The sequence below is a fragment of the Pseudomonas sp. S3_C06 genome, assembly GCF_054667675.1.
Genome location: NZ_CP162747.1, coordinates 3,744,688 through 3,758,526, shown reverse-complemented (window position 1 = coordinate 3,758,526; position 13,839 = coordinate 3,744,688). Strand labels below are relative to the sequence as shown.

At 58.9% G+C, this 13,839-nt stretch carries 13 protein-coding genes; all 13 read left to right on the top strand.

Annotation, left to right across the window (positions count from 1 at the left end):
- The first annotated feature begins 88 nt into the window (after positions 1-88).
- The gene (locus AB4N44_RS16800) at positions 89-256 is read left to right on the top strand and encodes a rubredoxin (RefSeq protein ID WP_003437744.1); all 168 of its coding nucleotides are present in this window, start codon (positions 89-91) and stop codon (positions 254-256) included.
- A gap of 20 nt (positions 257-276) precedes the next feature.
- A complete protein-coding gene (locus tag AB4N44_RS16795) occupies positions 277-1,425 on the top strand; it encodes an NAD(P)/FAD-dependent oxidoreductase (RefSeq protein WP_460108378.1) in 1,149 nt (382 codons plus the stop codon).
- Between the two features lie 190 nt (positions 1,426-1,615).
- The gene (locus AB4N44_RS16790; RefSeq protein WP_003213368.1) at positions 1,616-1,891 is read left to right on the top strand and encodes an HU family DNA-binding protein; all 276 of its coding nucleotides are present in this window, start codon (positions 1,616-1,618) and stop codon (positions 1,889-1,891) included.
- A gap of 641 nt (positions 1,892-2,532) precedes the next feature.
- Positions 2,533-4,095, top strand: a complete 1,563-nt coding sequence (tssA, locus tag AB4N44_RS16785) for a type VI secretion system protein TssA (RefSeq protein WP_095049653.1) — start codon at positions 2,533-2,535, stop codon at positions 4,093-4,095.
- Positions 4,096-4,127: 32 nt separating this feature from the next.
- Positions 4,128-4,631, top strand: a complete 504-nt coding sequence (gene tssB, locus AB4N44_RS16780; protein WP_003229587.1) for a type VI secretion system contractile sheath small subunit — start codon at positions 4,128-4,130, stop codon at positions 4,629-4,631.
- A gap of 25 nt (positions 4,632-4,656) precedes the next feature.
- Complete coding sequence (gene tssC / locus AB4N44_RS16775) at positions 4,657-6,132, top strand: type VI secretion system contractile sheath large subunit (RefSeq protein WP_007920272.1); 1,476 nt, start codon at positions 4,657-4,659, stop codon at positions 6,130-6,132.
- A gap of 9 nt (positions 6,133-6,141) precedes the next feature.
- On the top strand, positions 6,142-6,549 hold the full coding sequence (gene tssE / locus AB4N44_RS16770; RefSeq protein ID WP_007920274.1) for a type VI secretion system baseplate subunit TssE: 408 nt from the start codon (positions 6,142-6,144) through the stop codon (positions 6,547-6,549).
- 11 nt (positions 6,550-6,560) lie between these two features.
- Positions 6,561-7,064 carry a PAAR domain-containing protein gene (locus tag AB4N44_RS16765; protein ID WP_122604598.1) on the top strand — a complete coding sequence of 168 codons (504 nt, stop codon included), beginning with the start codon at positions 6,561-6,563 and terminating at the stop codon, positions 7,062-7,064.
- 5 nt (positions 7,065-7,069) lie between these two features.
- A complete protein-coding gene (locus AB4N44_RS16760; RefSeq protein ID WP_460108381.1) occupies positions 7,070-7,921 on the top strand; it encodes a hypothetical protein in 852 nt (283 codons plus the stop codon).
- On the top strand, positions 7,918-8,343 hold the full coding sequence (locus AB4N44_RS16755; protein ID WP_460158117.1) for a hypothetical protein: 426 nt from the start codon (positions 7,918-7,920) through the stop codon (positions 8,341-8,343). The genes AB4N44_RS16760 and AB4N44_RS16755 overlap by 4 nt, the downstream gene beginning before the upstream one ends.
- Positions 8,344-8,401: 58 nt before the next feature.
- On the top strand, positions 8,402-10,189 hold the full coding sequence (gene tssF / locus AB4N44_RS16750; RefSeq protein ID WP_007920286.1) for a type VI secretion system baseplate subunit TssF: 1,788 nt from the start codon (positions 8,402-8,404) through the stop codon (positions 10,187-10,189).
- Positions 10,153-11,160 (top strand): type VI secretion system baseplate subunit TssG, encoded by a 1,008-nt coding sequence (gene tssG, locus AB4N44_RS16745; RefSeq protein WP_007920288.1) that lies wholly within the window; start codon positions 10,153-10,155, stop codon positions 11,158-11,160. The genes tssF and tssG overlap by 37 nt, the downstream gene beginning before the upstream one ends.
- Positions 11,161-11,171: 11 nt before the next feature.
- On the top strand, positions 11,172-13,829 hold the full coding sequence (gene tssH / locus AB4N44_RS16740; RefSeq protein ID WP_460108384.1) for a type VI secretion system ATPase TssH: 2,658 nt from the start codon (positions 11,172-11,174) through the stop codon (positions 13,827-13,829).
- The last annotated feature ends 10 nt before the right edge of the window (positions 13,830-13,839 follow it).

The window sequence follows — 13,839 nt, the reverse complement described above, 5'->3', positions numbered from 1 at the left end:
CAGTACAAAACGCCCTGAGCCGGATGGCAGCGCAACTCCATCGACCGTCCGCGCCGGCACCAAGCCTGAACCCTGAGGAAGTACCTGAATGAAAAAGTGGCAATGCATCGTCTGTGGCTTGATCTACAACGAAGCCGACGGCTGGCCGGATGACGGCATTGCGCCGGGCACCCTGTGGCAAGACGTACCGGAAGACTGGCTGTGCCCGGACTGCGGCGTCGGCAAGATGGACTTCGAAATGATCGAAATCAACTAAGCACAAGCAAGGAGTAAGGCATGAGCGCACCTGTCGTCATCATTGGCACTGGCCTTGCGGGCTACAACCTGGCCCGCGAGTTTCGCAAACTCGACAGCGAAACCCCGCTGCTGCTGATCACCGCCGATGACGGGCGCTCTTACTCCAAGCCGATGCTCTCCACCGGTTTCGGCAAGAACAAGGACGCCGATGGCCTGAGCATGGCTGAACCGGGCGCGATGGCCGAGCAGTTGAAAGCCGAAGTGCGCACTCATACGCGCATCAGCGGCATCGATGCTGGCCACAAGCGTCTGTGGATCGGTGAAGAAGCGGTGGCCTACCGTGACCTGATTCTCGCTTGGGGCGCAGAAACCGTGCGCGTGCCCATCGAAGGCGATGGCGCGGATCTGGTATTCCCGATCAATGATCTCGAAGACTACGCACGTTTCCGTGCGGCAGCGGCCGGTAAGAGCCGCGTCTTGCTGCTGGGCGCCGGCCTGATCGGCTGCGAATTCGCCAACGACCTGATCCTTGGTGGCTACGAAGTGCAACTGGTTGCACCCTGCGAACAGGTCATGCCGATGTTGCTGCACCCGGCCGCTGCGGCGGCGGTGCAGGCCGGGCTGGAAAGCCTCGGTGCGAAATTTCATCTCGGCCCGGTACTGACCCGATTGCAGAAAGTCGCCGACGGCCTCGAAGCGCATCTGTCCGACGGCCAGGTCATTCCTTGCGACGTGGTGGTCTCGGCCATCGGCCTGCGCCCACGTATCGATCTGGCGGCGGCTGCCGGCGTACAGGTCAACCGCGGCGTGGTGGTCGACCGGCACCTGAAAACCTCCCACGCCAATATCTACGCCTTGGGCGACTGCGCCGAGGTCGACGGGCTGAATCTGCTGTATGTGATGCCCCTCATGAGTTGTGCGCGAGCACTGGCACAAACCCTCGCCGGTAACCCGACCGCCGTGAGCTACGGGCCGATGCCGATCACTGTGAAAACCCCGGTCTGCCCGCTGGTCGTATCGCCACCGCCGCGGGGCAGCGAAGGGGTGTGGACCGTCGAAGGGCAGGGCGCCGACATCAAAGCCCTGTGCCACAGCGCCGACGGCCAATTGCTCGGCTACGCGCTGACCGGCGCCGCGGTGATGGAAAAACTCGCCCTGAACAAACAGCTTCCGGCCCTGCTGGCGTAAATACCGGTCGTTCTGTCGGAATCACCCCGCTTTTGCCCCTACAAAGGTCGCGGGGAGACTGGCGCCGCCGGTATCCGCGTGCCATTCTCACTCCCGTCTGCCGCAGAGTAGAGCCTGCGGCGCCTTGGGCGCTGTTCCAACGAGAACAGCACGGACATAACAACAAAAAACCGTCAAAGGGGCTTCACTAATGCGTAAACCAGAACTCGCCGCTGCAATCGCTGAAAAAGCAGATCTGACCAAAGAACAGGCCAACCGCGTACTCAACGCCGTTCTCGAAGAAATCACCGGCGCTCTGCACCGCAAGGACAGCGTGACGCTGGTCGGCTTCGGCACCTTCCTGCAACGCCACCGCGGCGCCCGCACCGGCAAGAACCCGCAGACCGGCGAGCCGGTCAAAATCAAGGCCAGCAACACCGTTGCGTTCAAGCCAGGCAAGTCGTTGAAAGACAGCGTTAATCCTTAATTGCGGCGAACTCCTCGAATAACGGGGAGAACCGCAGAAAAAAATGGGCACACCGATTGCGGTCGGGTGCCCATTTTTTATGCCTGCCTATTTATTGGGGCGTACAGCCTTAATAAAGGCCGAGTAATTGATTGCATTTGTTGGCTATCGATCAGCCTCACAGTTAAATCAATCCTCTATATATAAAAGCCATCATATTGATGGCACTTTCTGAGTTGTTGGTTGTCTCGCGGTGATTTGTTGAAACAACACCGAAGTCTTTCGGAATCATCCTACATCCGATTTTTTCAAAACCCGTCATGCTCCGCGCCATTCTCGCCTGCCCCGGTTTGCGGTGATCGACGGCAGCTGGAACGATCGCTCTAAATCAAGCTTTCCCGGCGGTTTGTAAGGGTATGCGAATATAAACAGAGCATCGGGGATTCCCTGACTGAATATAGGGAAACCTCCTACAACAAACAAAGAACACTTCGTCTTGTTGTTTAATCAGATGCTTGCTAGTGGCCATCATAGTGATTACGATGCGCCCACTTGAAAGAGCACATCTCAATTGGATGAGTCGCATCACTGCTCTTCGATACTGTCCCGCGCCACGGTTACTCCAATAGGCGCCTGACTGTAATCCTTAATAAAGGCCATGGATGTCCTACTCAAGCAAACTTTCCGCCCATTACCTCGAACTCGCTAAAGTCTCTGTTTCCAAAGAGAATTTCGCGGGCGAAGACGTTCGTTTTTCGAGCGAATTCGAGGCGCTGGAAAGCGAGCTGGCCAAAGCCTCGTCGATGCACGAAAGCGGGCAGATCGACTGGCTGAAAATTCGCGAAAACAGCGAAAATCTGCTGCGTACCCAATCCAAGGATCTGCGTGTCGGCGCCTGGCTGACCTGGTCGCTGTACCAGCGCGAATCCTTCCCCGGGCTGCTGGCCGGTCTCGGGTTGCTGCACCATCTATCGGAAAACAACTGGGCCGACGTTCACCCGCTCAAACCCCGCACCCGTGCCGCCGCCATCGGCTGGCTGGTGCCGCGTCTCGAGCAGGTCATCACCGAAAACATTGCGATCAAAGAGCAGTTGCCGATGTTCCGGCAGCTCTCCGAGCACCTGTCCGGGCTCGAAGCGGCGTGTGCTGAGCACCTGGGCGATGATTCGCCGCTGCTGCTGCCGATCTCCCGTCGCCTGAAAACCATGATCCAGCGCGCGGCCGACAACCAGCCGGCCCCCGGCGTTGTGGGCGCGGCGGTGGCGCAGGTCAAGCAGGCGGCGAGCCAGTTGCTCACCCCCGGCGCTCCGATCGACAACGAACGAGACGCCCATAAAGCTCTGCGCGCCCAGCAGGAAAGCGCTCGGCCGTTGTGCGCCTGGTGGCTCAAGCAGAAGGCCACCGATCTGCGCGCCCTGCGCCTGAATCGCACGCTGCTGTGGATGACCATCGACGCGGTGCCCGAGCGCAACGCCGAGCAGATCACCGTGCTGCGCGGCTTGCCGCTGGAAAAGCTCAAGCTCTATCAGGACCGTTTCGATCAGGGCAAATACGCCGACTTGCTGGTGGAACTGGAGGCGAGCCTGGCGAAGGCGCCGTTCTGGTTCGATGGCCAGAGGATGGTCTGGGAATGTCTCCAGAACCTTAACGCCGAGTTGGCAATGCGCGAAGTGGAAATCCACTTCGCGCTTTTGATTCAACGGCTGCCCGGCATTGTCGAGTTGCGTTTTCATGACGGCGCGCCGTTTGCCGATCCGTCCACCCGCGCGTGGATCGCCGCCAACGTCATGCCGCATCTGCAAAGCGCCAGCGCGCCGCGCAAGGTCGAAAGCGAAAACGTCGAAACCCAGCCGGCCTGGGAAAAGGCCCTCGAAGAAGTCCTGCCGCTGCTGCGCAAGGAAGGCCTGAAGCCTGCCGTGCAGACGCTCAAGCAAGGCTTGCAGTCGGCCCACGGCGGTCGCGAACGCTTCTTCTGGCAGTTCGCCCTCGCGCGACTGTGCTTCATGGCCAAGAAATACGAACTGGCCAAGAACCAGCTGGAAACCCTCGATCAGACATTACAGGACTCAGGCCTGCACGCCTGGGAGCCCGATCTTGCATTGGAAGTGCTGCATTTACTGCATAGCTGCTGCGAATTGTTGCCGCAGAACCATGCCGTACGTGAACGCAAGGAAGAGATTTATCGCAGGCTGTGCCACCTCGACCTCGAAGTGGTACTCGAATAGGCCCCAGGGCCACAACCGCAAGGAGAAAAGCCATGGCCAAAGAAGGCTCGGTAGCCCCCAAGGAACGCATCAACGTCACCTTCAAACCCGCCACCGGCGGTGCTCAGGAAGAGATTGAACTGCCGCTGAAGCTGCTGGCAATCGGTGACTACACCCACCGCAAGGACGATCGCAAAATCGAAGATCGCAAGCCGATCAGCATCGACAAGATGACCTTCGACGAAGTGTTGGCCAAGCAAGAACTGGGTCTGACGCTGAGCGTGCCGAACCGTCTGCAGGAAGATGGCGAGGCCGACGAGCTGGCTGTGCAACTGCGCGTCAATTCGATGAAGGACTTCAACCCGGCCAGCCTGGTCGAGCAAGTGCCTGAGCTGAAAAAACTGATGGAACTGCGCGATGCGCTGGTGGCCCTCAAAGGCCCGCTGGGTAACGCACCTGCGTTCCGTAAAGCGATCGAAGGCGTGCTCGCCGACGACGAATCCCGCGGTCGCGTACTCGGTGAGCTGGGCCTGAACGCCGCAGCCCCGGACGCCTGAGACTCCAGCCAAGGAAGCCAACACAATGAGCACTAGCGCAGCACAAGAGAAGAGCGCCGGCAACGGCGAGTACAGCATTCTCGACAGCATCATCGCCGAAACCCGTCTGACTCCGGACGACGAAGCCTATGACATCGCCAAGCGCGGTGTGTCGGCGTTCATCGAAGAACTGCTCAAGCCGCAGAACAACGGTGAGCCGGTCAAGAAGGCCATGGTTGACCGCATGATCGCCGAGATCGATGCCAAGCTCAGCCGTCAGATGGACGAAATCCTGCACCACCCGGATTTCCAGGCACTGGAATCGTCGTGGCGTGGTCTGCAGTTGCTGGTCGACCGCACCAACTTCCGCGAAAACATCAAGATCGAAATCCTCAACGTCTCCAAAGAAGACCTGCTGGACGATTTCGAAGATTCGCCGGAAGTCATGCAGTCGGGCCTGTACAAGCACATCTACACTGCTGAATACGGCCAGTTCGGTGGTCAGCCTGTGGGCGCGATCATCGCTAACTACTACATGTCGCCAAGCTCGCCAGACGTGAAGCTGATGCAGTACGTGGCCAGCGTTTCGTGCATGTCGCACGCGCCGTTCATCGCTGCGGCCGGCCCGAAATTCTTCGGTCTGGAAAGCTTCACCGGCTTGCCAGATCTGAAAGATCTGAAAGACCACTTCGAAGGCCCGCAATTCGCCAAATGGCAGAGCTTCCGTACTTCGGAAGACTCCCGTTATGTTGGCCTGACCGTGCCGCGTTTCCTGCTGCGTAACCCGTACGATCCGGAAGAAAACCCGGTCAAATCGTTCGTGTACAAGGAAACCGTTGCCAACAGCCACGAGCACTACCTGTGGGGCAACACTGCTTACGCGTTCGGCACCAAGCTGACCGACAGCTTCGCCAAATTCCGCTGGTGCCCGAACATCATCGGCCCGCAGAGCGGTGGCGCGGTTGAAGACCTGCCGTTGCACCATTTCGAAAGCATGGGCGAAATCGAAACCAAGATTCCTACTGAAGTTCTGGTTTCCGACCGTCGTGAATACGAACTGGCCGAGGAAGGCTTCATCTCCCTGACCATGCGTAAAGGCTCCGACAACGCGGCGTTCTTCTCCGCCAGCTCGGTGCAGAAGCCGAAGTTCTTCGGCATCAGCGCAGAAGGCAAGGCGGCAGAGCTGAACTACAAGCTCGGCACCCAACTGCCGTACATGATGATCGTCAACCGCCTGGCTCACTACTTGAAAGTGCTGCAGCGCGAGCAACTCGGTTCGTGGAAAGAACGTACCGACCTCGAGCTGGAACTGAACAAGTGGATCCGTCAGTACGTCGCCGACCAGGAAAACCCGAGCGCCGAAGTCCGTGGCCGTCGTCCGCTGCGCGCTGCGCAAGTGATCGTCAGCGACGTTGAAGGCGAGCCGGGCTGGTACCGCGTGAGCTTGAACGTGCGTCCGCACTTCAAGTACATGGGTGCCGATTTCACCCTGTCGCTGGTTGGCAAGCTGGACAAAGAGTAAGAGCGACTCATGGACGGATACGGCAGCCTGTTCGAACGCCTCAACGGCGACGCGCAACTACGCAAGGGCAACAGCCTTGAGGCTTGTGCCATGGCGTCAGTGGCTGCCCATCTGGCCAAAATGCTCAGCACCCGGGCCGGCAGCGTGCAAACGCTGGCCGACTACGGGTTGCCCGATCTCAATGACATGCGCCTGAGCCTGCACGACTCCCTGAGTCAGGCCCGTCTGGCCATCGAAAACTTCATCGAAGCCTACGAGCCGCGCCTGAGCAACGTGCGTGTCATTTCCCTGCCGCGTGACCACGATCAACTTCGCCTCGCCTTCAGCATCGAAGGCCTGCTGGAAGTTGAAGGGTTCAAGCGTCAGGTCAGTTTTTCCGCGCGCCTGGATGGCAGCGGTCAAGTGAAGGTCACCTAAGGAGATCCCCGATGTCTGGCAAACCCGCAGCACGCGTATCCGACCCCACCGCTTGCCCACTCCCCGGCCACGGTACCAACCCGATCGCCGCCGGTTCCGGCGACGTGTTCTTCGACGGCCTCGCGGCCGCCCGCCAAGGCGATGCCTCGGCGTGTGGTGGTGCGATGTCGGGTGGTTTGGCGACCACTGTGTTGATCAACGGCAAACCTGCCGCGACGGTTGATTCGGTGGGTACCCATGGCAACAAGGTTACGGCTGGATCCGGGACGGTGATTATCGGGAATTCGCATTCGCCGGCGCCGTTTGTGCCGCCGTTACCGGTCATCATCCCTGGAATATTCAATCGTGTCTTTGAATTCAAAACCGCAGATGGAAGAACGGTTGAAAATTTAAACTACACCATGCGCTCTGATAGCGGGATTGAGAAAATAGGTTCAACGTCAACAGGCATGTCAGGTGGTTTTTCAACTGGAAAGACGGCAGAGCCTGTAACTATATACATTTCGGCGGACTAGTAGGTATGGAGACCATAATCAACATCGATGGTGTCGCTTACACCTTTGTGACTCAGGATCAGGTGACTACACTTAAAGTTCTTGCCGAAACAACTGAGAGCAAGGATGCGAAGCCTAAGACAGTTGATCTTCCGTTGGCCTGGATTATTACGCGAAAAAGTGGAGTGCCTCTCTTCGCTTTGAAACCGGGTAAGGATGACTCTCCATTCAGAATCATCACCGCGGAGAAACTGTACGCAGAAAAGGGTCAGTGGTTCGAACCGTTAGCCAGATATTACAGAGAACTTATCTGGATCAATCCAGAAACAACGCAGGCCGGAACAGAGTCGAATACGGCTTATAAACATGTTACCTGGCAGGAGCTGATCGATTTTGCAATTGTTGACCGCTTTTCCTTCACGTTTCACTCCGGAATGCCGGGTGACTGGAAATTCCGTGCCGTGGGCGGTGCTGAGTTTTTGATGGTGTTCATGGAGGATAAACCCTATTGGACTGATGGCATTGGCCAGGTGCCGTTTGCGGTTAACACCTATAGAAAGTATCTGCGAGAAACAAAGCAGGTAGAGCTCGCAATAAAGATGGCTGGTGAAACCGGTGTGACTTGGGGCGACGGCAAAGCCTATACCGGAGCAGAGCGAGGACCGAAAGACGTCTACGATAACTTCATCATATTACGAGGGATATTGTGGGCAAAAGAAAACTGCAAGTTGGTTGTGAAAAAAGACACGGTATACGATAAAGGTATCCCGCACACAATTGAACTTACTGATGCACCCTATGTGCCAGTATCAAATGCGAAATTGATAAATCCAATTTCGCAAGGCGATATGGATCAGTACGGGACTTGGAATAAATGAAAGCTCGTCGCTTAATTGGCTGTATTCCGCATCTAATAGTGTGTGCTCTGTACGTTCCGCTGCATAACTACGGTGTCGACTTATATATCGGAGTGTATGGTGGATTGACATCGAGAGGTATCGGCATCGGTATGACGCCGGATCTAATGGTTCAGTATTTTGTGGTGATGAACGCTATAACTTTTTTTATCCCCAAGCTGAAATTAAAAGTCCTCTGTGTCTCATTTATGCTTGCGCTTATCTTGTACTATTTTTTGCCTCACTACCCCGTCCGCGCGATGGCTTACACATTGATGGGTGGTGTCCTGACTTTTGCGGCGATATTCGCTGGTCGGTTAATCGATCGCCTTTTTTTTCAAAAAGAGAAATTGAAGCATGACTGTCGGGCGTCATTGCCGACATTGCCCGCGGGGAGTTCCTAGCCCGCATGAACCGTTCTGCTGTTTTTTCAAATGAGTTCCACTACCAGGCAGGTAACCCGTGTCGTTTAACCACTACTACCAAAGCGAACTCACCGCACTGCGCCAACTCGGTCGCCGTTTCGCCGAGCGTAGTCCGGCGTTGGCGCCGTATCTGGGCCAGGCCGGGCGGGATCCGGACGTGGAGCGGTTGCTCGAAGGCTTTGCGTTTCTGACTGGGCGGCTGCGCCAGAAGCTTGATGACGAGTTGCCGGAACTCAGCCATTCGCTGATGCAATTGCTGTGGCCGAACTACATGCGTCCGCTGCCGGCGTTCAGCATTTTGCAGTTCGATCCGCTCAAGCGTTCCGGGCCGGCGTTGCGCGTCGAGCGTGATACGCCGATTGAAAGCAAGCCGATCGAAGACGTGCGTTGCCGCTTCCGTACTTGCTACCCGACTGACGTGCTGCCGCTGGATCTGGCCGCGCTGAATTACTCGGTGAAGGGCGACGGCTCGCTGCTCAGCCTGCGTCTGGAAATGAGCGCCGACGGCCACCTCGGTGAGCTGGAACTGAGCAAACTGCGTCTGCACTTTGCCGGTGAGCGCTATATCAGCCAGATGCTCTACCTGAGCCTGCTGCGCAACCTCGAGGGCATCGAACTGATCCCGCTCGACGGTGCCGGCAAACCGATTGATGGCGTCAGCGGCAAGCCGATGGCGTTCAAGATTCCCGGTGATCGGGTCAAACCGGTGGGCTTTGCCGAAGAAGAAGCGTTGATCCCGTATCCGCTGAACACCTTCCGCGGCTATCGCTACCTGCAGGAATACTTCGCCTTCCAGGACAAATTCCTGTTCGTCGACGTCAACGGTCTGGACATCATCAACGCGCTGCCGGAAGACACCCTCAAGCAGATGCGCGGGCTGGAATTGCGCTTCGATATCCGCAAGAGCGGCATCATGCGTATGCGTCCGACCCTGGATAACGTGAAGCTGTTCTGCACGCCGATTGCCAACCTGTTCGCCCACGATGCACTGCCGATTCGCCTCGATGGCAAGCAGGACGAGTACCTGTTGCTGCCAGCGGAATACGATCTGGAAAACTGCGGCGTGTTCTCGGTGGAAACCGTGACCGGCTGGAAGCCCGGCGGCCTCGGTTATCAGGAGTACGTGCCGTTCGAATCCTTCGAGCACGACCCGAGTTTCGACGTGCCCAACAGCCGTCCGCACTACAGCATTCGCCAGCGCTCTTCGCTGTTGCACGACGGCCTCGACACCTACCTGAGCTTCGGCATCCGCCACACCGAAGCCCATGAAACCCTGTCGATCGAGTTGATCTGCACCAACCAGAACCTGCCGCGCAAGCTCAAGCTTGGCGACATCTGCATGGCCTGCGAAGAGACGCCCGAGTTCTTGAGTTTCCGCAACATCACCCCGGCCACGTCGAGCTTCGCGCCGCCGCTGAACCGTGACTTCCTGTGGAAGCTGATCAGCAACATGTCGCTTAACTATCTGTCGCTGGCCGACGTCAATGCGTTGAAGGTGATTCTCGAAACCTACGACTTGCCGCGTTACTACGACCAGCACGCGGAGAAGGTCAGCAAACGCCTGCTCGGCGGCCTCAAGCACATCAAGCATCACCACGTCGACCGCTTGCACCGTGGGTTGCCGGTGCGCGGTTTGCGCACCGAACTGACCATCGACCCGGAAGGGTATATCGGCGAAGGCGACCTGTTCGTTTTCGCTTCGGTTCTTAACGAGTTTTTCGCGCTTTACGCCAGTCTCAATTCATTCCATGAGCTGCGCGTAAAAAGCACACAGGGAGAGGTGTACCAATGGACACCACGTATGGGCCTGCAGCCCCTGCTTTAAGCGGGCTGACCAAGGTAATACGCGAGTACTCGCTGTTTCAGGCCGTGCTGCTGGTGATCGACCGGCTGCGCGAGGCACACCCGCACCTGAGCGAAGACGATCTGTACGACCACGTGGAGTTTCAGGCCAACCCGAGCCTGGGCTTTCCGCGCAGCGACGTCGATCGCGTGGAGTTTTTCGAAGAACACGGGCAGATGCGCGCGCGCATGCGTTTCAACCTGATCGGCCTGGTCGGCTCCGGTTCGCCGTTGCCGGCGTTCTACGGCGAACAAGCTCTGGGCGACAGCGAAGACGGCAACCCGACGCGCAATTTCCTAGACCTGTTCCACCATCGCCTGCAACGGCTGATGCTGCCGATCTGGCGCAAGTACCGCTACCGCGCGAGCTTCCAGAGCGGCGCGATTGACCCGTTCTCCTCGCAGCTGTTCGCCCTGATCGGTCTGGGCGGTGATGAGATCCGCAAGGCCAAGGAACTCAACTGGAAACGCCTGCTGCCGTACCTCGGTCTGCTCAGCTTGCGCGCGCACTCGGCGGCGCTGATCGAAGCCGTGCTGCGTTACTACTTCAAGCACGAAGACCTGGTCATCGAGCAGTGCATCGAGCGCCGCGTAGAAATTCTCGAAGAGCAGCGCAATCGTTTGGGCCGCGCCAACAGCCTGCTCGGTGAAGACCTTGTGCTCGGCGAGCACGTGCGCGACCGCAGCGGCAAATTCCGCATTCACATCACTGAACTCGACTGGCAGCGATTCCATGAATTCCTGCCGATCGGTTTCGGTTACCAGCCGCTCTGCGCGCTGGTGCGGTTCACCTTGCGTGACCCGCTCGATTACGACATCCGCCTGGTTCTGCGCCAGGAAGAAATCCGCGAACTGCGCATCGGTGAGCAGAACGCCTGTCGCCTCGGTTGGACCAGTTGGCTGGGCCGCGAAAAAGCGGACGGCGTGGTGACCCTGGGCAGCAAAATTCATTAAGGACGTGAGCCATGATCAACGTAGACCTGCAACAACTCATCCAGGCGCTGGACGCCGAAACCCGTCGTGATCTGGAACGTTCCGCCGAGCGTTGCGTGGCCCGTGGCGGCAGCAAGATCCTCGTCGAAGATTTGATGCTCGGCCTGCTCGAGCGTCCGAACGGCTTGCTGTCGCGCGCACTGCAGGATGCCGACGTCGACGCCGGTGAACTCAGCGCCGCGCTGCAATCGCGCGTCGAACACAGCGCTTCGCGCAACCCGGTGTTCGCCCCGGAACTGGTGCAGTGGCTGCAAGATGCGCTGCTGGTGGCCAACCTCGAACTGGGTCAGACCCAGGTTGAAGACGCCGCGTTGATCCTTGCCCTGCTGCGCAATCCGATGCGCTACGCCGGCAGCCGTTATCAGCCGCTGCTCGCCAAGCTGAACATCGATCGCCTGAAGGAATTTGCCCTGTCGCAGAAAGAGCAACCGGCGGCCAATGGCAAACCGGCCGCCCAAGGCGAATCGCTGCTACAGCGCTTCACCCACAACCTGACCCAGCAGGCCCGCGACGGCAAACTCGACCCGGTGCTGTGCCGTGACGGCGCGATCCGCCAGATGGTCGACATCCTCGCGCGTCGCCGCAAAAACAACCCGATCGTGGTTGGTGAGGCAGGTGTCGGCAAGACCGCCATCGTCGAAGGTCTGGCGTCGCGCATTGCTGCCGGTGAAGTGCCGCAAGTGCTCAAAGGCGTTGAACTGCTGTCGCTGGACATGGGCTTGCTGCAGGCTGGCGCCAGCGTCAAAGGTGAGTTTGAGCGTCGCCTCAAAGGCGTGATCGACGAAGTCAAAGCCTCGCCAAAGCCGATCATTCTGTTTATTGACGAAGCTCACACCCTGATCGGCGCGGGCGGCAATGCCGGCGGTTCCGATGCGGCCAACCTGCTGAAGCCGGCACTGGCCCGTGGCGAACTGCGCACCATCGCCGCCACCACCTGGGCCGAGTACAAGAAATACTTCGAGAAAGACCCGGCGCTGGCCCGTCGTTTCCAGCCGGTGCAACTGCACGAACCGACCGTCAGCGAAGCGGTGACCATCCTCCGTGGTCTGGCCCAGGTTTACGAGAAGAGCCACGGCATCTACCTGCGTGATGACGCGGTGGTCTCGGCCGCTGAGCTGTCCGCACGCTATCTGGCCGGTCGGCAACTGCCGGACAAAGCCGTCGATGTGCTCGACACCGCTTGCGCTCGCGTACGCATCAGCCTCGCCGCTGCCCCGGAAAGCCTTGAGCGCCTGCGTGGCGAACTGGCTGAGGGTGGCCGTCAGCGTCAGGCGCTGCGCCGCGATGCCGAAGCCGGTCTGCTGATCGACCACGTAGCGCTGGATGCTCTGGAAGCGCGTCTCGACGAAGCCGAAACTGAAATGGTCGCGCTGGAAACCCTGTGGACTGAACAGAAGCAACTGGCCGAGCGCCTGTTGGAACTGCGTCAGCAACTGGCCAAGGCCCGCGAAGCTGCAGCGGTCGAACCCGTGGTCACCGTTGAAGAAGACGCCGAAGGCACCGTGATCGAAACCGTTGCCGCCGAAGTCGAAGAAGGCCAAAGCGTCGAAGCGCTGGAAGCCCAGCTCAACGAAACCCACAGCGCCCTGACCGCCGCTCAAGTCAAAGAGCGTCTGGTCAGCTTCGAAGTGTGCCCGCGTCTGGTCGCCGAAGTGATCAGCGCCTGGACCGGCGTGCCGCTGGCGCAACTGGCCCGCGAACACAACGCCAAAGTCGCCAGTTTCGCCACCGACCTGCGCACGCGCATCCGTGGTCAGGAACAAGCCGTGCACGCACTGGATCGCTCGATGCGCGCCACCGCTGCTGGTCTGAACAAGCCTGACGCGCCGGTCGGGGTGTTCCTGCTGGTCGGTCCGAGCGGTGTTGGTAAAACCGAAACCGCGCTGGCCCTGGCTGACTTGCTGTACGGCGGTGATCGTTTCATCACCACCATCAACATGTCCGAATTCCAGGAGAAACACACCGTCTCCCGCCTGATCGGCGCGCCACCAGGCTACGTCGGTTACGGCGAGGGCGGCATGCTCACCGAAGCCGTACGCCAGAAACCGTACTCGGTGGTGCTGCTCGATGAAGTCGAAAAGGCTGACCCGGACGTGCTCAACCTGTTCTACCAAATCTTCGACAAAGGCGTGGCCAACGACGGCGAAGGTCGCGAGATCGACTTCCGCAACACGTTGATCCTGATGACCTCGAACCTCGGTAGCGACAAGATCAGCGACCTCTGCGAAAACGGCGCACGCCCGACCGCCGAAGTCCTCGAAGAAACCATCCGCCCGGTACTCAGCAAACACTTCAAACCGGCGCTGCTGGCGCGGATGAAAGTGGTGCCTTACTACCCGGTCGGCGGCCCGGTATTGCGCGAGCTGATCGAGATCAAACTCGGTCGTCTCGGCGAGCGCCTGAATCGTCGTCAGCTGGATTTCAGCTGGTGCCAGAATCTCGTCGATCACCTGTCCGAGCGTTGCACGCAAAGCGACAGCGGCGCGCGCCTGATCGACCATCTGCTCGATCAACACGTGTTGCCGCTGGTGGCGGACCGTTTGCTCGACGCCATGGCCACCGGCGAAAGCCTCAAGCGTGTGCATGCCACGCTCGACGGCGAGTCCAGCGTGACGTGCGAGTTCGCCTGAGGTGGGTGTG